The organism is Sphingomonas faeni (genome assembly GCF_023195535.1).
Taxonomy (GTDB): Bacteria; Pseudomonadota; Alphaproteobacteria; order Sphingomonadales; family Sphingomonadaceae; genus Sphingomonas; species Sphingomonas faeni_B.
Genome location: NZ_JALPNF010000001.1, coordinates 670,206 through 691,059 on the forward strand (window position 1 = coordinate 670,206; position 20,854 = coordinate 691,059).

Below are 20,854 nucleotides of genomic sequence, written 5' to 3' on the forward strand. Positions count from 1 at the left end.
GACATTCTATTTGTCTGAGTAGGTAGAGCATGCTGCAGCCCGCTGCGCAACCGTCACGGGGGCGGTCAGCGCGAGGCAATGGGGGCGGCCACCTGGGGCACTTCCGCTTGTCGCCAGCGGCGATAGCCGATCATCGCGAGCGCGATCATCGCCGCGTACAAGCCCGCGGTCAGCGTCAGGCCTTTGACCAGGAACATCCCGACATAGAGGACGTCGACGACGATCCAGAGCAGCCAGTTGGCCGTATGGCGGCGTGCGGTCCAATATTGCGCGACGAGGCTGAAGCTGCTGAGCACGGCGTCCATCCATGGCAGCGCGGCGTCGGTGTAGCGGCTCATGAACCAGCCGATCGCGACTGCGCCCACCGCGCCCGCGGCGAGACTCCCGATCGCATGCGCGGGGCGAAGCGGTACCACGACGACGTCGCCGGTGGCGTCCTTGCCGCGGGTCCAGGCGACCCAGCCATAGAGGATCGCGAGCCCGAACAGCGCTTGCAGGACCATGTCGGCATAGAGCCGGACGTCGAGGAACAGCTTGAAATAGAGCGCACAGGCGATGAGGTTGACCGGCCAGCACAGCATGCGGCGCGTCGCGGTCAGCCAGATGCCCGTGACGCTGACAGCGACCGCGACGACTTCGAACGCGGTCATTGGGGGGGTGCCCCAGCTTCAATCGCGCGGAGAAAACTTCGAGCCGCATCGGACAAAAACCACTCGGCGTGGCCGATCAGATACCCGTCCCAGGCCAGCACGGCAGAGGCCGGATCTTCGACGACCGCGGTGAAGTAATCGATCTCCGACAGCGCAAATTCGAGGTGGACGAGCGGCAGCAGGCGCACGACCGCGGCGATGGTCGCGCGACCGAGCGGCACGGTGGTGGCGTAGCCCGCTAGCAGCGCCAATGCTGCCTCCGGATCGCCGATGTCGTCCGCCCCCTGCCCCAGATCGAGCCAGCGAACAGCCGTCCGCTCGATCGCGGTGGCGATGTCGTGGACGCCGCAGGTGCGGTCGGCGAGTCCGAAGTCGAACGCGGTTCGGACACTGTTGTCGCTGGCCCACAGCAGGTTGGAGGGGTGCCAGTCGTTGTGCGTCCACAGCGGCGTTTGTTCGGCAAGCAAAGGGGCCAACCCCTGCCCCAAGGCTTCGAACAGCCTCGCGAGCTCGCGTCGCCAAGGCTTGGATCCGAGGAACGCGGCCAGCGCGGGACGGGCCGCGACATAGGCTTCGGCGGCAGCGAGCGGATCGGCGGCGGGGAGGATGGTGAAGCTGGCAACCAGTGGCTGCGGTCGGCGGGCCGGCGCGCTGAAACTGCGCGCCGCCTCATGTAAATTCGCGAGCGCGACACCGGCGGCATGGGCATGCGAGTGCGAGGCGAACGGCGTCCATGACAGGCTGTCGCGGTACAGGTCCGCACCCGGCGCCGCACGGTGCAGTTCGTACGACCAGGCGCCGCTCGTCACCGCCGTCGCGCCGTCTGCGGTCGCCATCACCTCGGGTACCGACATGCCCGCGCCAGCGAGGTGCGCGATGAACGCGTGCTCCTCCGCCAGTCCCTCGATCGAGCGGACGCTGCGGTGGTGGCGCTTCAACAGGAACGCGCCCTGCGTCGTATGCGCCAGCGTCGCGGCGGAGAACGGTCGCGGGGAATGCCAGTGCAGCCCGGTCAGCCGCCCTGCCGCCGGAAAGCGGGCGATCACTGCATTCGCCTCGTCGGCGGTGATCGCGGGCCAGGTCGGCGCCTCCATCGCGTTGCCCATGCCGTGGACCAGATGCGCAGGCTGCGTCGCCATCTCAGAATGCCCGCGAGATCGTCGCCATGACCGCCGCACCGCTGCCGATATAATAGGCCGGGGGGGAGCCTGCGATGACCGTGCCGTTGCGGCCGATCGTGTCCTGCGCGTTGGTGCTGACCGACTGGACGCCGGCGAGGACGCGCGGATCGGTGACGTTGATCGCGTTGACGCGCAGGTCGGTGCGCTTGCCGTCGAGCCAGTCGGCGAGGTGCATGCCGACCGACAGGTCGAGCGTCGCATAGCCCTTGATCGCCTCGTCGTTCATGAAGCTCGCATATTGGCGGCCGATATATTTCGACGCGACGCTGCCGAAGAACCGGCCATCGTCGTAGATCCCGCCGGCGCCGAACTGGACGGTCGGGCTGGACACCGCGTGCTTGCCCCTGGTCGGCAGGAAGTCGGCGCCGACGGGCAGGTCGTCGTCGATCCGCGCGCGCAGATATTCGCCCGAGAGGTACAGGCTGACCCCCGCGACCGGGCGGTAGTCGATCTCCGCATCCACCCCGTACGAGGTCTGGCCACCGGCGTTGAGCGTCGCGTTCACCTGCGCGCCGCCCTGGTCGATCACGGTCGCGAGCTGGCGGTTGCGGAACTTGTAGTGGAAGCCGGTCACCGACGCCGAGAGCTGCTCACCGATGAAGCGATAGCCGATCTCCTGCGAGACCGAATATTCGTTCTTGAGCGCGTTCGTCCCGCGCACGACGACTTCGCCGCCGAAATAGCTGTTGTAGAGCGTGAATTCGTTGGGCGTGCGGAAGTTGGTGGTGATGTTGGCGAACAGCTGTTGGCGATCGTCGAGCCGGTAGTGGATCGCGGCGCGCGGCAATGCGGCGAAACTGTCGTTGCGGACCTTGTCCTGCGGTCCAGGCAAATAGGTGCGGCCGTTGCGCAGCACGTTGACGCCCTTGAACCCGGCGTCGATCGTCAGCCGCGGCGTCAGCGCGATGCTGTCGGCGAGGAAGAAGCCCTTCGTGACCGTGACGGTGCGCTGGTTCTCATAGGCGAGCAGGCGGCCGTCGGCGGTGCGGATCGCTTTCGCGCGATACCCCCAGCGGTCGAACGGCTGCCCATCGGCGTCGATCGACGTGTACGACTGGGTGACGCGATCGGTGCCATAATCGAACCAGAGCCCGGCGGTCAGCGTGTGCATGCCTGTCTTGAAGGTGAGCTTGCTGACGTTGCCGGTCCGCATCTGGTCGCCGGTGTAATTGCCGAGCACGGTCGCGACGCCGTCGACTGCGCCGGGCAGCGCGATCGGCTGGGCCAATTCTTCGGTGCCGAGGAAGTTTCCTTCGGTGGTCAGTTGCGTGCCGTAGGGCGAGTTGCCGTAGCCGAACTGGAGATAGGTGGTGGTGTCGAGTGCGAGCCGATCGGTCAGCGCCAGATGGACCGGCGCGGACGCGTAGAGGTTGCGGAACGGCGCGCGGTACAGGCGCCAATAGTTGGTGTTCCCTGCCGTGTAGCGCTCGTCGAAATTGAAATCGCGGCCCTGCGCGTTCCACTCGGCGAGCGTCGGGCTCGGGTAGCTCGACGAGTTCGCGTCGTTGTACGAGAGTGCAAGGCTGGCGCGGTTGCCGGCGCCCCACTCGTTCAGCAGCTTGGCATCGATATGCTGGCGCGTGTCGTAACCCGCACCCCGCCAATTGTCCGCGCGCGTGTTCGAATAGGACAGGAACGCCTTCAGCCCGGTGTTGCCGATCGTCCCGCTATCGATCCGGACGAACGCGCGCCGCGCCGCGTAGCTGCCGAGCGACAGGTCGACCAGCGCGCCGGGGCGGGCTTTCGGATCGTCGAGCGATAGCGACAACAGCCCGCCTGCACCGCCGAGCGTCGGGGAGTCGATATCGACCGAGCCTTGGGCGAGCGAGATGCGCTTGAGGTTCTCTGGGTCGGCGAACTGCGAGGGGTAGGCGTAGTAATAGCCGATGTCGTTCTGCGGTGCGCCCTCCATCAGCACGCCGATCTCGTCCTGGCCGAGACCGCGCAGCGTCAGGCTGGAGCTGGTCGACAGGCCATAGGGATCGCTCGACGCGACATTGGCACCCGGCAGCAGCGTCACCAGCTGGAAGGCGTTGAGCGTCGGCGCCTGCTTGTTGATGAAGTCGGCGGAGATCGCGCTCTGCGCGCGCGGGACCTTCTGGTCGGGCAGCAGCCCTGCCGGGTCCTGCTTGCCGACGACGCGGATTTCTGCGGGTTCGACCGGGTCAGCCACCTGCGCACCTGCCGACGATGCGGCGAAGGTTGTTACGACCAGGCCTAAAAGCCTGCGCTCGCGCGCGGCGGACATTATACGAAAACCAGCACTGAAAAAAATCACGTCCACTCCAATCGGAGGGACGACGGGCCAGCCGCAGACCCTCCCTACGCCGGTATAAGCCGGATCAGGTTCAGCGGGTCATGGGCTGCAGCCCACCTCTCAGCCGCGCATCAGCGGCCCCCCGGGGATGCCCGTCGCTTAGGTGGTCGTGTCGGCATTGGAAAGCGCTAACCTTTTGAACAGGGTGATCCCGGTTTCCTTCGACGGGATCATTGCGCCGTGCAGCACGGAATCCAGACTGGGCTTCGACGTCGCACGAGATGGTGCGACGAGCGCAGGGCAGTTGCGCAGCGCGTTTTGCCGACCATCGCACGGATATTGCTAGCGGACGAAATATGCGTCAGCTTGCCGGCTGCGCGACGGGGGCACCTTCGTGCACGCCGACCGGAGGCGATGTCGTCCGGCTTGCTTTATCGATCAGCGTTCAACCGGGGGGTTGCCCCTTCTCGTCCAGGAGTTTCGATGCCGTTCACCCACATTCCCCGCCTATCGCTCGGCGTCGCCGTGCTCGCCTTGTCGGCGTCGGCCGTCGCGCAGACCCAATCCGCACCGGCGGCGCCACAAGCCTCGACCGGTACGCGCTACGGGACGTTCGGGATCGACCTGACCGCGGCCGACAAGGCGGTGAAGCCGGGTGACGATTTCTGGACGTATGCGAACGGCAACTGGAACAAGCGGACCGAGATCGCCGCCGATCGCACCTCGGCGGGCGGCAGCGTCATTCTCGCCGACCAGGCCGAGCAGCAGGTCCGCACGATCCTCGACGACGCCGCGCGTGATCCGGCCGCGGTCGGCCCCGGCGCGAAGCAGTTCGGCGACCTGTATGCAAGCTTCATGGACGAAGCCGCGATCGAACGCGCCGGGGCCGCACCGCTGAAGCCGTATTTCGCGAAAATCGATGCGGCCGGCGACAAGCAGAAGCTGCAAACGCTGTTCTCGACGGTCGGCTATGCCGCGCCGGTCGAGGTCGGCCAGTTGCCCGATCCAGCCGATCCGAAGCGCTATTCAGTCGCCGCCGGCCAAGGTTCGCTCGGTATGGGCGGTCGCGATTACTATCTCGAACAGGGTCCGAAATACGATACCTTCCGCACCGCCTATCGTGCGTATGTCGAGAAGATGCTGACCTTGTCCGGGATCCCGGACGCGTCGGCGAAGGCGGATCGGATCGTCGCGTTGGAAACGGCGATGGCGAAGGTGCAATGGTCGCCGGTCCAGTCGCGTGACCTCAAGGCGATGCTCAAGCCCATGGATGCGGCAGGTCGTAAGGCACTGGCCCCCGAATTCGACTGGCCTTTGCTGCTGTCGACCGCGGGCTATGGCAGTTTCCCGATCGTCTACATGACCAATTCGACCGCGCTGACCGAACTGGGCAAGATCTTTGCGGCGACGCCGGTATCGACGTGGCAGGACTGGATGAAGTTCCGTCTCGCCTCGGCCAGCTCCGCCGTGTTGCCCAAGGCGTTCGATCAGGCGACGTTCGATTTCTACGGCAAGACGCTCGCCGACCAGCCGTTGCAGCGCGCGCGGTGGAAGCGCGGCATCGCGCTGGTCAACGGGACGATGGGCGAGGCGGTCGGCGAAGTCTATGTGAAGCGCCATTACCCGCCCGAGAGCGAAGCGAAAATGGGCGAGCTGATCGCCAATCTGCGCGCCGCGTACAAGGAGCGGATCACCGCGAACACCTGGATGGACCAGGCGACCAAGACGCAGGCGCTGGCCAAACTCGCCGCGTTCGATCCGCGGATCGGGCATCCGGTCAAGTATATCGACTATGCATCGTTGCAGGTCGTTCGCGGCGATCCGGTCGGCAATGCGATGCGCTCGGGCGAGTTCCAGCACCAGCTCGAACTGTCGCGGCTCGGCAAGCCGGTCGATCGCACGCTGTGGGGCATGACGCCGCAGACCGTGAACGCCTATTATGACCCGCTCAACAACCAGATCACTTTCCCGGCGGCGATCCTGCAGCCCCCCTATTTCGATCCGAAGGCGGATGCCGCGGTGAATTACGGGGCGATCGGGGCGATCATCGGGCACGAGATGGGGCATGGCTTCGACGACCAGGGCAGCCAGTTTAGTGCGTCCGGCAAGTTCGAGAACTGGTGGACGCCGGAGGCACGAGCGGCGTTCACGCAGCGCACCGCCGCGCTGTCGAAACAATATGACGCGTATGAGCCGATCCCCGGCGTGCATGTGAAGGGCGCGCTGACGCTCGGCGAGAATATCGGCGATCTCGGCGGCGTCGAGACCGCCTATGCGGCGTATCAGAAATACCAGGCGGATCACGGCAAGGCGCCGGTGATCGGCGGATTGACCGGCGACCAGCGGTTCTTCCTGGCTTATGCGCAGGCATGGCAGGCGAAACTGCGCGAAGGCGCGGCGCGGGCGCGGCTACTGACCGATCCGCATTCGCCACCCTTCTACCGGGTCAACGGCATCGTCCGCAACGTCGACGCATGGTACACGGCGTTCGGCGTAAAGCCGGGTAACGCGTTGTACCTGGCGCCCGCACAGCGCGTCCATATCTGGTAACCAGGCGGGACGTGTGGCGCTGGCCGCACGTCCCGTTTTCCAAGGCGTTTGGTACGTAGTCCGGCACCAGCATCGTCGCCACGGGCGGATCGACTAGCCGGTCGCGGGACGGGGCGTTGCGAGGACTGCGGGGCGGCCTGCTTGGGATGCCTCTACATCCAAGCAGGCCGGACTCATTCGATCAAACCGCGCCGTGGCACTGCTTGTACTTGCGCCCCGACCCGCACGGGCACGGCGCATTGCGGCTCACCACGCCCTCCCAGTTTGCCGGATCCTCGCCGATATCGGCTTCCTGCGGCTGAGGGATCTGCAACGGCGGCATCGTCGAGGTGACGTGACCGCGCGTTCCGCCGTCGAAGTCGTTCGAATTGTCCTCGCCGGTGAACGGGTCGAAATGCGTGGTGATGAAGTCCGGCAGCTCGGGCAGCCCGACCGGTGCCTGCATCTGGAACTGGGCATGCGCGATCGTCTTGGTCACGTCCTCGCGGATCGTTTCGAGCATCCGCTGGAACAGCGAGAACGCCTCCTGCTTATACTCGTTGATGGGCGTTTTCTGCGCATAAGCCCGCAGATGGACGACCTGACGCAGCGCATCGAGCGTCGCCAGATGCTCCTTCCAGTGATGGTCGAGATTCTGCAGCAGGATCGACTTCTCGACCGAGGTCCACGTCTCGGTATCGAGATCGGCCGCCTTCGTCGCGATCGCCTCGTCCGCCAGCGCGCGGACGCGCTCCTCGATCACCTCGGGATCGACCGATTCCTCGAGCAGCCACGCGTCGATCGGCGGCTCAAGGTTCATCACCTCGGCCAGCCGCGTCTTCATCCCCGCCACGTCCCACTGCTCGGGATAGGAGTTGGGTGGGCATGCATCGCCGACGATCACGTTGACCGTCTCCGCGCGCATGTCGGTCACCACGTCGCCGACCGTATCGGCATCCATGATGTCCGCGCGCTGCTCGTAGATCACTTTCCGCTGCTCGTTCATCACGTCATCATATTCGACGACCTGCTTGCGGATGTCGTAGTTGCGCGCCTCGACCTTCTTCTGCGCGGTCTCGATCGCCTTCGACAACCACTTGCTGCCGATCGCCTCGCCGTCCTCGATGTTGTTGCGCATCATCTTGGCGAACAGCGTGTCAGGCCCGAAGATCCGCAGCAGATCGTCGTCGAGGCTGAGATAGAAGCGCGACAGGCCCGGATCGCCCTGGCGACCCGAGCGCCCGCGCAGCTGGTTGTCGATGCGCCGGCTCTCGTGACGCTCGGTGCCGAGCACGAACAGGCCGCCCGCGGCGAGCACCGCCTGCTTCTCCGCCTCGATCTCGATCGTGATGCGCGCCGCCGCCTCGTCATATTCGGGCGTGCCCTCGACCAGCTCGGGATGCTCGTCGAGCATGCGGAATTCGAGGTTGCCGCCGAGTTTGATGTCGGTGCCGCGGCCCGCCATGTTGGTCGCGATCGTCACCGCGGACTTGCGCCCGGCCTGCGCGACGATGTGCGCCTCCATCTCGTGGAAGCGCGCGTTCAGCACCTTGTGCTCGACCTGCTCGCCGACGAGGAACTCGCTCAGCATCTCGGACTTCTCGATCGACACCGTGCCGACCAGCACCGGCTGGCCCAGATCGGCGTGATGCTTGATCTTCTTGGCGATCGCCGCGAACTTGTCCTTGGTGTCCTTGTAGAACTCGTCTTCCTCGTCGACGCGCTTGACCTCGACGTTGGTCGGGATGCTGACGACGTTGATCTTGTAGATGTCGTAGAACTCGGCCGCCTCGGTCGCCGCGGTGCCGGTCATGCCGCCGATCTTCGGGTACATGCGGAAATAGTTCTGGAACGTGATCGAGGCCATCGTCTGGTTCTCGGGCTCGATCTGGACGCCCTCCTTGGCCTCGACCGCCTGGTGCAGGCCGTCCGACCAGCGCCGGCCGTCCATCATGCGACCGGTGAACTCGTCGATGATGATGACCTTGCCGTCCTTGACGATGTAGTCGATGTCCGACTTGAACATCACGATCGCGCGCAGCGCCTGGTTGAGGTGATGGACGACCTGCGTGTTCTCGAAGTCGTACAGGTTCTGCCCCTCGAGCAGCCCCGCCGCCTCGAGCATCCGCTCGACCTTCTCGGTGCCGTCCTCGGTGAGGATGATGGTCTTCTGCTTCTCGTCCTTGTCGTAGTCGATTGGCTCCAACTGCTTCACGACCGCGTCGACCTGCATGTACAGCTCGGACTTGTCGTCGGTCGGGCCGGAAATGATCAGCGGCGTGCGCGCCTCGTCGATCAAGACCGAATCGACCTCGTCGACGACCGCGAAGTTGAAGGCGCGCTGCGTCATCGCGCTGCGCTCGTACTTCATGTTGTCGCGCAAATAGTCGAAGCCGAACTCGTTGTTGGTGCCGTAGGTGATGTCGGCGGCATAGGCGGCGCGGCGTTCCTCGTCCGACAGGTTCGGGATGATGACGCCGATCGTCATGCCGAGGAAGGTGTAGACCTGCCCCATCCACTCCGCATCGCGTGCCGCGAGATAGTCGTTGACCGTGACGACGTGGACGCCATCACCTGGGAGCGCGTTGAGATAGGTCGCGAGCGTGGCGACGAGCGTCTTGCCCTCGCCGGTCCGCATCTCGGCGATCTCGCCGCGGTGGAGGACGATGCCGCCGACCATCTGCACGTCGTAATGGCGCTGGCCGAGCACGCGGTGCGCGGCCTCGCGGACGGTCGCGAATGCCTCGGGGAGCAGGTCGTCGAGCTTCTCGCCGTTCGCGAGACGCGCGCGGAACTTGACGGTCTGCGCGGAGAGCTCTTCGTCCGACATCGCCTGAAGCGACGGCTCGAACGAGGCGATCTTCGCGAGGATCGGGTTGAGCGACTTGACGTAGCGGTCGTTGGACGAACCGAACAAGGATTTGGCGAGGCCACCGAACATGGGCTGATTTCCTGAATTTATGACGCGGCGGCACGCTGAGGGCACGCACGCGGGGAGAGATAGGGCGGCCCGTAAGCCGAGGGGTCAGAAGCCCGACGCTATTCGCGCCGGCGGTCCGCCCAGATCGGAGCCTTGCTAAAGGCGATAACCCGCAACGCCGCGGAGACGGAAACGTCTTCCAACGACGCCAGAACGGCGGCCGGCCGTATCGCAACCTTGACCGGCGCTGCCGCCACCGACTGCGAGCAAACGCTGCCCTGCGCGACAGCCTGTGCCGACTGGCCACGCACGCCCGGCACCGCGCCGGTCAGCGCGGACAGGAGGGCGGAAAGGAGCAGCAGCAGGTTCATGCAGCACCGGCTGTATGCGAGCTTGCGGCATAAATCTACCGTTCGTCTCGTGGCAGCGCCCATCGAACGCGGGGAAGCTCGAAGCGCGACGCGATCGCTGCGCCACGCGCATCGCGCGCCGGCCGGAAGCGACCGTGACGGACCGCCGCGCGGCATGTCCCGCGATCGAGCCTCCTGATACCGCTTCCGGCGAGTATCTCGCAGGCCTCGACGCGGCCATCGATGCCGACGAGTAGCGCGACGCGGACCGCGCCCTCCTGTTCGGCCCGGATCGCAGCCGGGGGATAGTCATCGGGACCGAACCATTCCGCATAGCTGCCGATCGGGCGCGCCGTGGTGACGGCAACGGGAAGATCACGGGGGAGAATCGTCGGGTACGGGGACCGCCAGGAGCGATAACCGTCCTTGGCGATGAGCAGGATGCAGGCGGCGAAGGCAAGGCTGCACGCCGCGATCAGCGCGAGGACGGTGACCATCACGATCCTGCTGCTGCCATCGAACCGGGCATCCAAGCGGCTAGGATATGGTTCGCTTACGTTTGCGTCCTTCATCGTAGAGCCCCCTCGCGCCATCTTGGACACCGGCGGACCGTGGACGGTCAAGCGCGATCGGCGATCTTGCCGCCCGGATTGCAGCGACTATGAAGGCGAGATGCAGACATCGCCGCTCGCCTTGCCCTTCCCCGCCGCCCCTTCGATCGACGGAGTCGCGCTGCATGTCGCGCGTGCGCAATATAAAAGCTGGGATCGGTGCGACCTGACGTTCGTGACGCTGGAACCGGGGACCGTGGTCGCCGGTGTGCTGACGCAGAGCAAGTGTCCCTCGCCCGAGGTGGAGTGGTGCCGTGCGGCGCTGACGCTTGGTCAGGCGCGGGCGCTGGTGGTGAATGCCGGCAATTCGAACGCCTTCACCGGTTCGCGCGGGCGTGCGGCAGTCGAGGCGATCGCGGCGCGGACGGCGGCGCATCTAGGGTGCCAGCCTTCGGACGTGTTCGTGTCCTCGACCGGGGTGATCGGGGTGCCGTTGCCGATCGACAAGGCCGAAGCGGGACTCGACGCTGCGTTCGCTGCGGCGCCGTGCGGCTGGGAGGATGCGGCGGCAACGATCATGACGACCGACACCTTCGCCAAGGGCGCGGTGACGACCGCGGTGGTCGGCGACCGGACCGTGACGCTGGTGGGGATCATCAAGGGCTCGGGGATGATCGCGCCGGACATGGCGACGATGCTCGGCTTCATCTTCACCGATGCCGCGGTCGAGGCCGAGTTCCTGCAGACCGCGCTATCGAAGGCGAACGCGCCGAGCTTCTCGTGCATCACGGTCGACAGCGATACCTCGACCAGCGACACGGTGCTGGCGTTCGCGACGGGCAAGGCAGGCAATGCTACACTAGCGGACGACGACGGCGTGGGGGCGGATGCGTTCCGCGCAGCGTTGGCGGACCTGTGCCACCAGCTCGCCATGCTCGTCGTCCGCGACGGCGAGGGCGCGCAGAAGCTGATCGAGATTCAGGTGACGGGCGCCGACAGCGATCGTAGCGCACACCGCATCGCGATGAGCATCGCCAACTCGCCGTTGGTGAAGACCGCGATCGCCGGCGAGGACGCGAACTGGGGGCGGGTCGTCATGGCGGTCGGCAAAGCCGGCGAACCCGCCGATCGCGACACGCTCTCGATTCGGTTCGGGAATACGCAGGTCGCCGAGGGCGGCTTGGCGCTGAGCGGTTACGACGAGGCGCCAGTGGCGGCGCATCTCAAGGGCCAGGAAATAGAAATCGGCGTCGACCTCGCACTAGGCGAAGGGCGGGCCACCGTATGGACCTGCGACCTTACTCACGGCTACATCTCGATCAACGCCGACTATCGGAGCTAACCCCCTATTGCCGTCACCCCAGCGAAAGCTGGGGTATCCCGGTTGGTGAGCGGGGTGGCTCGAACCGGGAGATCCCAGCTTTCGCTGGGATGACGGAGGGGTGGGTGTTGGTTACGCCAGCTCGCCCTCGAGCCAGGCCTTCAGGCGGCCCTTGGGCTCCGCGCCGACCTTGGTTGCCGCGGGTGCGCCGCCCTTGAACAGGATCATCGTCGGGATGCCGCGGACGCCGTACTTGCCCGGCGCGTCGGGGTTCTCGTCGATGTTGAGCTTGGCGATCGTCACCTTCTCGCCGAGTTCCTCCGAAATTTCCTCGAGCGAGGGTCCGATCATCTTGCACGGGCCGCACCATTCCGCCCAGAAATCGACGAGCACGGGCCCGTCGGCGTTCAGTACGTCCGCATCGAAGCTGGCATCGGTGATCTGCTTGGTCGCCATCGTGAATTCTCCTTGGTTAAACGCCATCTAGGGTGGCGCGGTCGTCGGCTCAACCATCGGGGCGCTAGCTTTGCTCCGTCGCCCGATAGCGCGGCTTGTGCTCGGCGAGCAGTTCGGCCGGCAACGCGATCAGCCGCGGGCCGGCGGTGTAGAGCAATGCCGCCTCGACCGACCGTCCCGGAAAGATCACGCGCAGCGCCTCGACATAGGCCGCGAGTTGCTTGACGTGATAGTCCGGCACGTCGGCGAGGCCGTAGGGTGCCCGGCGCCCGGTCTTGAAATCGACCACGCGGATGCGGTCCGCCTCGATCAACAGGCGATCGACCGTGCCCGATACGACGATGCCGTTGGCGAGCGTCGCGGCGATCGGTGCCTCCGCCAGCGTGTCCGCGCCGAACAGGTCGGCAAAGCGCGGATCGTCGAGTACGCCGGCAACGCTGGCGACGATCTCCGATCGCGCGGCGGCATCGTCGACACCGCCCGCCTTGGCGAGCCAGCGATCTGCCGCCTGCGTGCGCTCGCTCGGCGCTATGGCGGGCAGGCGTTCGAACAGCGCGTGGATCAGCCGCCCGCGTTCCGCCGCGAGCCGCATCGCCGGGGTTGGAGGCGGATCGGATACCGCATCCTCGCCGAGCGCGGAGGGCGACAGCGGCCGCGGCGGGCGCGCCTCGACCGGGGCCGGCTGGTGCGCCCAGTCGGGCAGTTGCGCGGTGTTGATCGCGGTCGCCTGGTGCGAGGTCTTGGCGACGATCGCGGGTTGCGCTTCGGTACCGTGGAAGGTTCTCGCGCCGTCCGCTTCGCCTACCCCCAACGCGAGCAATGCGCGGTCGGCTGCGGCATACCAGCTGTTGGTCGGCGGCACGCCCTGCGCGCGCATGCCCAGCGCCCCGGCAATCACGAGGCGTTCCTCGGCGCGTGTCGCGGCGACGTAGAACAGCCGCCAATGCTCCTCGAGTTCGCGCTGTTCGGCGGCTGACACGACCGCGTCCAACGGCCCGCCGCGTTCGATCGAGCGCGGGCGGAACACCGGGATCGGCGCAGCGCCGGGTTCAGGCGCCCATTTCAGGATCGAACGCGGTGCCGCCGACGGATCGGCGGTCGCGTCGGCGAGGATCACCAGCGGCGCCTGCAACCCCTTCGCGCCGTGCGCGGTCATTACGCGGACGGCATCGAGCGGCGCGGACGGATCGCGGACGATCTCGACATCGCCGCGATCGAACCAGTCGAGGAAGCGCTGCAACGACGGCGTCGTCGTGCTCTCGAAGGTCAGCGCGGCGTTGAGCAGTTCCTCGATCGGGTCGCGCGCCTCGGTGCCTAGCCGGCGGATCAGCTTTCGCCGGCCATCGAGTGGCCCCGACAGCAGTTCCTCAAGAAACTGATACGGGGTGGCAATATCCGCCCGCGCCAGCATCGCCAGCAACGGGGCGAGCCGCGCAGGCGACTGCGTGCGTTGTAGGTGGCGCCACAACGGGCCGGCTTCCCGCGGTGCCGCCGCCATCAGCTCGTCCTGCGTCCAGCCGATCAACGGCGAGACGAGCAGCGCCGCGACGCTCAAATCGTCCTCGGGCTGCAACACGAAGCGGATCGTCGCGAGCAGATCCTGCACCGCGAGCGGGGCATTCAGCCGCAGGCGATCGACGCCCGCGACCGGCACGCCCTCGGCATAGAGCCGCGCGACGATCAGTGAGGCGAGATCGCCACGTCGCTTGACCAGGATCATCACGTCCTCGGGCCGCAACCGCCGCCCTTTGCTCTCCAGCATCAAGCCGGTCTCGGGCGAGAGCCAGCCCTTCACCGCGCGCGCGATATCGCTGGCGAGCTTGCGCACCGCGTCGTCGACCCAGCCCTCCTCGTCGGCTTCGTTGCCGCCGGCTGAGACCGACGGCCACAGGGTCACGTTGCCGGGACCGGCGACTTCGCTCGCGTGACGCTCGACCTCGCCCGCGATGCCGAGACCCGGCTCGCCGATCGCATCGATCGCCGCGTCGACGAACTCCAGCACGGTTCGCGTCGATCGGAACGAGTGGCGGAGCGACAGTCGCGCCAAGGGCAGCCCGCGCTCTTCCTCGGGCCAGTCGTCGTCGCCCTCGGCTTCGCTCGCACGGCCGCCGAAATACTGTTCGGCGGCCTGGAAATTGAGCGGATCGGTGCCCTGAAACCCGAAGATCGCCTGCTTGTAATCGCCGACCGTGAACAGCGTTCGCGTCGACGGCGCATAGATGCCGCGGCCGACGAAGAACTCGTCCGCCAGCGCGCGGACGATCCGCCATTGGTGGCCGTTGGTGTCCTGCGCCTCGTCGATCAGCAAATGCTCGGTCGCCTGGTCGAGCTTGTAGCGCACCCATTCGCCGATCCCCGGCTGGTCGAGAAGCGCCACCGTCGTCGCGATCAAATCGTCGAAATCGACGGCCCCCGCGCGCCGCTTGGCGAAGGCATAGGCTCGCGCGTAATCACGGCCGACTTCCAGCCCGTCCGCCAGCAGGTCGCAGTAGGTCGCGCGCTGGACCATCGATAGGACGTCGGTGCACGCCTCGCCCAGATCGCGCGCGAGCACTTCGTAATCGGGCTCGGCATCGATCAGTTTCTTCGAGGCTTTGCGCTGCGTACCCGTGCCGGTCAGCACGACGCTGGCGAGGTCTGCCAATGTCGCCGCGCGATCTTCGGAGTCGAGCCAGCGCTGAACGGTCGCCGCTGTGGCCTGGCCCGTTGCCGTCCCCCAGGCGCGGTTGGCGGCAGCGATGCGCGCGATCGCATCGAGGTCGAGCGCGTCGCACCACTCGGCGATCGCCTCGTCGATGTCGCCGGACGGAAGCCCGAGTTCGCGCCGTAGCCAAGGCTGGATGCCGACCGGCAGCGCCTCCAACGCGGGCAGCGCGCGGGCGCAGGCGAGCAGGAACGCCTCCGCCCCGCCCTCGCCCATCCGCAGCGACAGCCGCCCGACGATCTCGACCGGGCGTTCGCGGCCATCGCGCTCGGCATCGGACAGCATCGTCGCCAGCGCCTCGCGTGCGAGCCCCGCCTCCTCGCGCGCCTCCAAGGGGCGGAACCCCGGCGTCAGGCCAGCCTCGACCGGGAACGCCGCCAGCAAGCCCTGACAAAATCCGTGGATCGTCTGGATGCGCAAGCCGCCGCCCGGGGCGTCGAGCACCTTGGCGAACAGCGTCCGCGCCCGGTCTTGCAACGCCTGCACCGGGCTCTCGCCGAGCGCGATCAGGTCTGCCGCGAGCGCCGGCGCGGGCATCCGCACCCAGGCCGCAAGGCGTCCGTTGATCCGCTGCGCCATCTCGGCCGCACCCGCCTTGGTGAAGGTCAAGCACAGGATCGCGCCGGGATCGACACCGCGCAACAGCAGCCGGAACACGCGGGCCGCCAGCACCTGCGTCTTGCCGGTGCCCGCCGACGCGGACAGCCACACGTGCGACGCCGGGTTGCTCGCATCGGCCTGCGCGCCCCTCAGCCGGGGCAGCGTGGCGAGCGCGTCACCGCTCACGGCCATACCATTCGTCGCGTCGCATCAGCTGGTCGTACTCGGCATAGGGTGCGTATTCGGGGACGAGCTTGGCCGTGAACGCGGCGCTGCCGGTGAGCCATTCGCCGACGACTTCGGTGAAATTGTGCGCGGCGATTGACGTGAACTCGACGGTCGGGATCTTGTCGCGCTTGCCCTCGGGATCGACCGGGCTTTCGATATAGCCGAACGCATCGCGCTTCTTGCCGAGCGACCAATATTCGAACGCGCCCGCGGTGCCACGCACGTCCTCGAACCCTCCGCGCTCGGCGATCAGGCCGAGCAGTCCGAGTTGCAGGCTGTAACCCGCGCGAACCGCGGTCGGCGAAGGTGGCTTGCCGGTCTTGTAGTCGATCACGGCGAGGCGCCCGTCGGGCATTTTGTCGATGCGGTCATAGCGGCCCGACAAGGTGACGCCGGCGATCTCGATCTTGCCCTTGCCCTCGGCGCTGGCGACCGTGCGGCCGTCCAGCCCTTGCGCCACGATCGCGCCGGCGATCCAGTCGATCGCCTCCAGCAGGCGCGGCTGCCACAGCGCGCGCATCATGGGATGCGTGCGCTCGTCGTCGAGCATCGCCTTCGCGCGTTGGCGGAGCGTGTCGACGGTGCAGTTGTCCTGCTTCCACCATTGCTCGAGGATGTCGTGCACCGCGGTACCGCGCCATGCCGCGCTGGGGTCGGCATCGACCGGGTCGAGCGGCATCAACCCGAGCACGCGGCGCGCGTAGAAGGCGTAAGGGTCGGCCTTCAGGCGATCGACCTCGGTGACGGAGATTGCCTTGGGCCGCAGTATGGCAGGTGGCGAAGGTGCGGGTCGATCCGCCGGGAGATGCTCGCCCGGGTCGTCGAGCGCTCGGGTCCAGCCTTCAAGGGCAGACGCACGCTCAAATCGATCTCCCGCCAGCGCCTGCAACCGCAGCCATAACCGGGACGCCAGCGCGGGCGACTTCGCATCCCGCCGTGCCCGAGTGACAACCGCGCGAGGTGCGCCGAGCGCCTGTGCGAAATCATGCGCGGCGGTGCCGACACGTCGTTCCAGACCCGGCAGTCCGAGCTCCATGCGGATACGAGGTGCCAGCCAAGGATCGGGCGCGGGCCGCCCGGGCCACACGCCTTCGTTCAACCCACCCAGCACCATGACATCGGCCGTCTGCAACCGCGCCTCGATCAGGCCGTAGATCGCCAGCCGCGGATGCCCGCCGGGCGCCGGCCGCACCGCGACCTCGTCGAGTAATGTCCGCAACAACTGCGGCAGTTCGCGCGGATCGATCCGGGGTGGTCCGGCGGGAGCTTCGGCTTCCAGATCGGCCAGGAATTCGGCTGCGGCACGGCCTGCCAGCCCCGACCAGAGATTGTCGCCGCACAGGGTCTGCGCCGTCTCGCGCAGACAGGCAAGGACCAAAGCCAAGGGCTGCGGTCCCTGATCGAACGCACCGGCCAGCGGCGTCAGCAACGGCTGGACGTCGGCCCACCATGTCGCCGTGGTACCCTTGCGCTCCTCCAGATGGCCGGCAATCCCGTCGAGCCCCGCCGCCGGTCGTGGTCCGCGCAACCGTCGGTCGAGCGCGCGCGCGCCGTCTAGCCACAGCAAGCGATCCTCGCCGGAGCGCACCAGCGGATGCTTAAGCAACGCCAGCAGCGCGAGCGGCGAGAAGCGCTGCGCCGCTGCCTCGGCCAGCGCGAGCAACAAAGTCCCCGGCGGCAGGATCGAAAGAGGCCGGCCCGCGCTGTCGTCGATCCCGATGCCCCAGCGTCCGAGATGCGCCGCCACTCGCCGCGCCAAAGCTCGATCCGGCGTAACGAGTGCGGCCGTGCGCTCGGGCACTTCCAGTGCCTCGCGAAGGACGAGCGCAATCGCCTGCGCTTCTTCCGCCGGGGTCGCGAGTTCGGCTGCGGTCACGCCCTTCAGGCGGCGATCCTCCGCCGCGATCTGCGTCCATTTGCCGGTGAAGTCGGCGGGCGCCAGCGCGTTGGCGATCGCCCGGCCGCGCGCGGCATCGGCATCATGCCCGCCGCCTTCGCGCCAGGTCTGGACCTCGCCGCGGGCGATGCCCATGCGCAGGAGCATCAGCTTGGCATCGAACTGTGGGTGCGTCTCGATCGAGCGGCGCGTGAGCCCGGTCACCGGGTGCGGATCGTGCGGGCCGAGCGCGTCCCATTCCTCGTCCGGCAGCGCGAGGTCCAAGCCGGCGAACACCACCATTCCCTGCGGCATGTCGGCGATGCACCGGAGCAGCCGCGCGACCGCGGGCGCGGAATCGGTCACGCCTGCCGCACACACGATCCCCGCCGGGGGCGCATTCCGCCAGCGCTGGGTGAGCCGGTCGAGCAGCGCCGAGCGCCGCGTCGCCGCGTCGATCCGCTCCAGCCGCGCGAGTTCGCCCGGCCAGCGTTGCAGCACGATCTCGAACGTCGCCAGCGCGCCCCGCCAATGCTCGGTGAGTTCGGGGCCGAGTTCGATGTCGCGCAACCGGGTCGGCGGCACCTCCTCGACCAGCAACTGGTCGAGCGTCCGCGCGAGTTCTCCCGCGAGCCGCACCGCCTCCGCCGCGTCGACCGGGTGGCCTTCGCGGGCGCGCTCCTCCGACACCAGCCGCGCCAGGATCATCCGCCGCTGATACGGTGGCACGGCGGGAAGCGGCGGATCGATATCGTCCGCCGGATCGAGCGCGGCGCCGACCGCCTCGCCCATCTCCGGGTCGCCCAGCGCCACGAGGCGCGGCAACACGAGCCCACCGCCGCTCGCGCGGACGAACGCCTCGGTGACCGCCTTCACCGCGCGGTTGTTCGGCAACACGACCAGTGCGCGGGCGAGCGCCAGCGGATCGCGTCCCGCCTGCCGCGTCAGCCCGGCGACGAGCGCATCCGCGAACGCGCGGTGCGCGGGGATCCTGTAGAGCGTCGGACGACCCGCCGTGGCGACATCAGCCATCCGCGAGGATCGCCTCGGTCCGGGGAATCGCGGCGGGCGTGCCGACGTCGAACCACAGGCCCTGATGGACCTGACCGTAAGCGCGGCCTGCCGCGATCGCGCGATCCCAGAAGATATTGGTCGAGAACGGCCCCTCCGGCCAGTCCGCGATCACGCGCGGATGCAGGATCTGGATGCCGGTATAGGCGAACGGCGCGAGCCGGCCGGACTTGCGCCGCCCACTGATCCGGCCATCGGCGGCAAGGTAGAAATCGCCCGGCCCGCGGTGATTATGCGCACGCGCGAGCGGCACCATCAGCAGCAGCGCATCCATCTTGGCGTCGTCCCAGCGCGACGCGAGCAGCTTGATCGCATCGACCGGGCCGTCGATCCAGAGATTGTCGCTGTTGACCACCAGCACCGGGGCGTCGCCGAGCAGATGCCGCGCCTGGACGAGCCCGCCGCCCGTCTCCATCAGCATTTTCCGCTCGTCGGAGATCACCACGTCGATCCCGTCGAACCGGTCGGTGACGTGCGCCTCAAGCGTGTCCGCCAGATAATGCACGTTGACGACCGCGCGCTTGATCCCGGCCGCCTGCAACCGCTCGAAGACGTGATCGATCAACGGCTTGCCCGCGACCTTCACCAGCGGCTTGGGGCGGGTCGCGGTCAGCGGCCGCATCCGCTTGCCGAGGCCGGCGGCCATCACCATCGCCGTTTCGGGGACGACGCCGCGGGGCACCGGGCGGATCGTCTGCTGGCGGGTCACGCGCTCAGGACCAGCGGGTCGCCGCGCAATTCGGCCGGGACGTTCGCTTCGAACCACGCGGCGACCGGTGCCAACACCGGTTGCGCAAGATCGCGCCGAAGATAGGTCCAGACGCGCGGACACATCGTCGGGTAATGCGGCTTGCCGTCGCGCTGCCACAGCCGCGTGAAGATGCCGAGGATCTTGGCATTCCGCTGCGCGCCGAGCACGTGATACGCGTTCATGAAGGCCTCGTCCGCGTCGGTGGCGGCGCGATACCGGTCGAGCATCGCCGCCTCGACCGTCGGGTCGACCGTCCGCCGGGCGTCCTGCAACAGCGACACGAGATCATAGGCCGGATGGCCCGCCAACGCGTCCTGGAAATCGAGCAGCCCGAGTGACCGCTCCGGCCCGACCAGCATCAAATTTTCGGCATGGTAGTCCCGCAGCACGGTGACCGGCGTTTCGGCGATGGCGTGGCCAAACACTACCTCCCATGCTGCATCCCAGCCCGCGAGATCGGGCTCGATCCCGACCGCCGGGCAATACCATTCGACGAACAGCCCCGCCTCGCGCTTCAGCACCGCGCGATCATAGGGCGGCACGGGCCCTGCCGGATGTCCGCGCAACCGCACGAGCAGGTCGATCGCCGGCGCATAGAGCGACAGTTCGTCGGCCGGTGCCGCATCGACCGTCTCGCGCAGACGGATATCGCCGAAATCCTCGATCAGCACGAGCCCCTGGTCGAGATCGCACGCGAGGATCGCCGGCGCCGCGAAGTCGCGCTCGACCAGCCATTCGGCGATGGCGATGAACGGTCGCGGGTCCTCGTGCGGCGGCGGTGCGTCCATGAGGATGGCCTGGCGCCCCCCCTCTTCGGCGCCGGCAATCGCCCGGAAATAACGCCTGAACGACGCATCGCCGGCGACCGGGAGGATCTGCGCGGCTCCCCAGCCATGAGCAGCGAGAAAAGCGGCGGCGCCGGGCGGCGGGGTCATGTCGGCCATCGCGACCTCCAAGCTTCCGGCACCTCGACTGTCAAGCCGCGCGTGCCGTCCGGCTCGATCGTCAGGCTCAAGCGAAGCGCATCGGGCCAGTGATCGGGGCCTGCGCGCTCGGGCCATTCGACGAGGAGGAGCGAATCATACCGGGCGTCGTCGAGCGCGAGTTCCTCGATCTCGCCGGGGTCCTCGATCCGGTAGAGGTCGACGTGTAGGACCGGGAAACGCACTTCGGGCGGCTCATAGGGCTGGACGATCGCGAAGCTGGGGGACGGTGCTTCGCCGGCGAGCCCGAGCGCCGCGAGCAGCCCGCGGGCGACGCTGGTCTTGCCCGCGCCGAGCGCGCCCTGAAGGGTGATGACGTCGCCGGGGCGGACGCGCTCGGCCAGCAGCGCCCCGAATGCCTCGGTAGCTTGCGGATCGAGGAGTCTCACCACCCTCCGTCACCCCGGACCTGTTCCGTGGTCCACC

General features: G+C 67.6%; 14 protein-coding genes and 1 riboswitch. Of the genes, 2 read left to right on the forward strand and 12 right to left on the reverse strand.

Annotated features, from left to right (window positions below; translation table 11 throughout):
- Positions 1-65: 65 nt before the first annotated feature.
- From pnuC to SPHN_RS02675, 3 genes are read right to left on the reverse strand one after another with little or no spacing between them, the layout of a single operon-like run.
- The gene (gene pnuC / locus SPHN_RS02665; RefSeq protein WP_248520919.1) at positions 66-650 is read right to left on the reverse strand and encodes a nicotinamide riboside transporter PnuC; all 585 of its coding nucleotides are present in this window, start codon (positions 648-650) and stop codon (positions 66-68) included.
- Complete coding sequence (locus SPHN_RS02670) at positions 647-1,789, reverse strand: phosphotransferase enzyme family protein (RefSeq protein ID WP_248520920.1); 1,143 nt, start codon at positions 1,787-1,789, stop codon at positions 647-649. The genes pnuC and SPHN_RS02670 overlap by 4 nt, the downstream gene beginning before the upstream one ends.
- A 1-nt stretch (position 1,790) precedes the next feature.
- Entirely contained in the window at positions 1,791-4,079 is a 2,289-nt protein-coding gene (locus SPHN_RS02675; protein ID WP_248520921.1) for a TonB-dependent receptor, read from the reverse strand.
- A 54-nt stretch (positions 4,080-4,133) separates the two neighbouring features.
- Positions 4,134-4,243, reverse strand: a riboswitch (TPP riboswitch).
- A 328-nt stretch (positions 4,244-4,571) separates the two neighbouring features.
- On the opposite strand from SPHN_RS02675, the gene SPHN_RS02680 reads away from it, so the two are divergent.
- Positions 4,572-6,638, forward strand: a complete 2,067-nt coding sequence (locus SPHN_RS02680; RefSeq protein ID WP_248520922.1) for a M13 family metallopeptidase — start codon at positions 4,572-4,574, stop codon at positions 6,636-6,638.
- A gap of 181 nt (positions 6,639-6,819) precedes the next feature.
- Here SPHN_RS02680 and secA read toward each other — a convergent pair whose 3' ends face one another.
- From secA to SPHN_RS02695, 3 genes are all read right to left on the reverse strand, one after another.
- Positions 6,820-9,558 carry a preprotein translocase subunit SecA gene (secA, locus tag SPHN_RS02685; protein ID WP_248520923.1) on the reverse strand — a complete coding sequence of 913 codons (2,739 nt, stop codon included), beginning with the start codon at positions 9,556-9,558 and terminating at the stop codon, positions 6,820-6,822.
- 98 nt (positions 9,559-9,656) lie between these two features.
- The gene (locus tag SPHN_RS02690; protein ID WP_248520924.1) at positions 9,657-9,908 is read right to left on the reverse strand and encodes a hypothetical protein; all 252 of its coding nucleotides are present in this window, start codon (positions 9,906-9,908) and stop codon (positions 9,657-9,659) included.
- A 35-nt stretch (positions 9,909-9,943) separates the two neighbouring features.
- Complete coding sequence (locus SPHN_RS02695; RefSeq protein WP_248521466.1) at positions 9,944-10,384, reverse strand: energy transducer TonB; 441 nt, start codon at positions 10,382-10,384, stop codon at positions 9,944-9,946.
- 175 nt (positions 10,385-10,559) lie between these two features.
- Here SPHN_RS02695 and argJ point away from each other — a divergent pair, with 175 nt between their 5' ends.
- Positions 10,560-11,780, forward strand: coding sequence for a bifunctional glutamate N-acetyltransferase/amino-acid acetyltransferase ArgJ (gene argJ / locus SPHN_RS02700; RefSeq protein ID WP_248520925.1), 1,221 nt, complete (start codon positions 10,560-10,562; stop codon positions 11,778-11,780).
- 111 nt (positions 11,781-11,891) lie between these two features.
- Here the strand turns inward: argJ and trxA are convergent, their stop codons facing one another.
- The 6 genes from trxA to tsaE form a co-directional block, all read right to left on the reverse strand.
- Positions 11,892-12,215 (reverse strand): thioredoxin TrxA, encoded by a 324-nt coding sequence (gene trxA / locus SPHN_RS02705; protein WP_055877560.1) that lies wholly within the window; start codon positions 12,213-12,215, stop codon positions 11,892-11,894.
- Between the two features lie 64 nt (positions 12,216-12,279).
- Positions 12,280-15,711 carry a double-strand break repair helicase AddA gene (gene addA / locus SPHN_RS02710; protein ID WP_248520926.1) on the reverse strand — a complete coding sequence of 1,144 codons (3,432 nt, stop codon included), beginning with the start codon at positions 15,709-15,711 and terminating at the stop codon, positions 12,280-12,282.
- Positions 15,695-18,655: a double-strand break repair protein AddB gene (addB, locus tag SPHN_RS02715; protein WP_248520927.1), complete on the reverse strand. Its 2,961-nt coding sequence runs from the start codon at positions 18,653-18,655 to the stop codon at positions 15,695-15,697. The genes addA and addB overlap by 17 nt, the downstream gene beginning before the upstream one ends.
- The gene (locus SPHN_RS02720) at positions 18,648-19,403 is read right to left on the reverse strand and encodes a nucleotidyltransferase family protein (protein WP_248520928.1); all 756 of its coding nucleotides are present in this window, start codon (positions 19,401-19,403) and stop codon (positions 18,648-18,650) included. The genes addB and SPHN_RS02720 overlap by 8 nt, the downstream gene beginning before the upstream one ends.
- Complete coding sequence (locus SPHN_RS02725) at positions 19,400-20,380, reverse strand: aminoglycoside phosphotransferase family protein (protein WP_248521468.1); 981 nt, start codon at positions 20,378-20,380, stop codon at positions 19,400-19,402. The genes SPHN_RS02720 and SPHN_RS02725 overlap by 4 nt, the downstream gene beginning before the upstream one ends.
- Complete coding sequence (tsaE, locus tag SPHN_RS02730) at positions 20,377-20,817, reverse strand: tRNA (adenosine(37)-N6)-threonylcarbamoyltransferase complex ATPase subunit type 1 TsaE (protein WP_248520929.1); 441 nt, start codon at positions 20,815-20,817, stop codon at positions 20,377-20,379. Before tsaE ends, SPHN_RS02725 begins: the two co-directional genes overlap by 4 nt.
- Positions 20,818-20,854 lie beyond the last annotated feature (37 nt).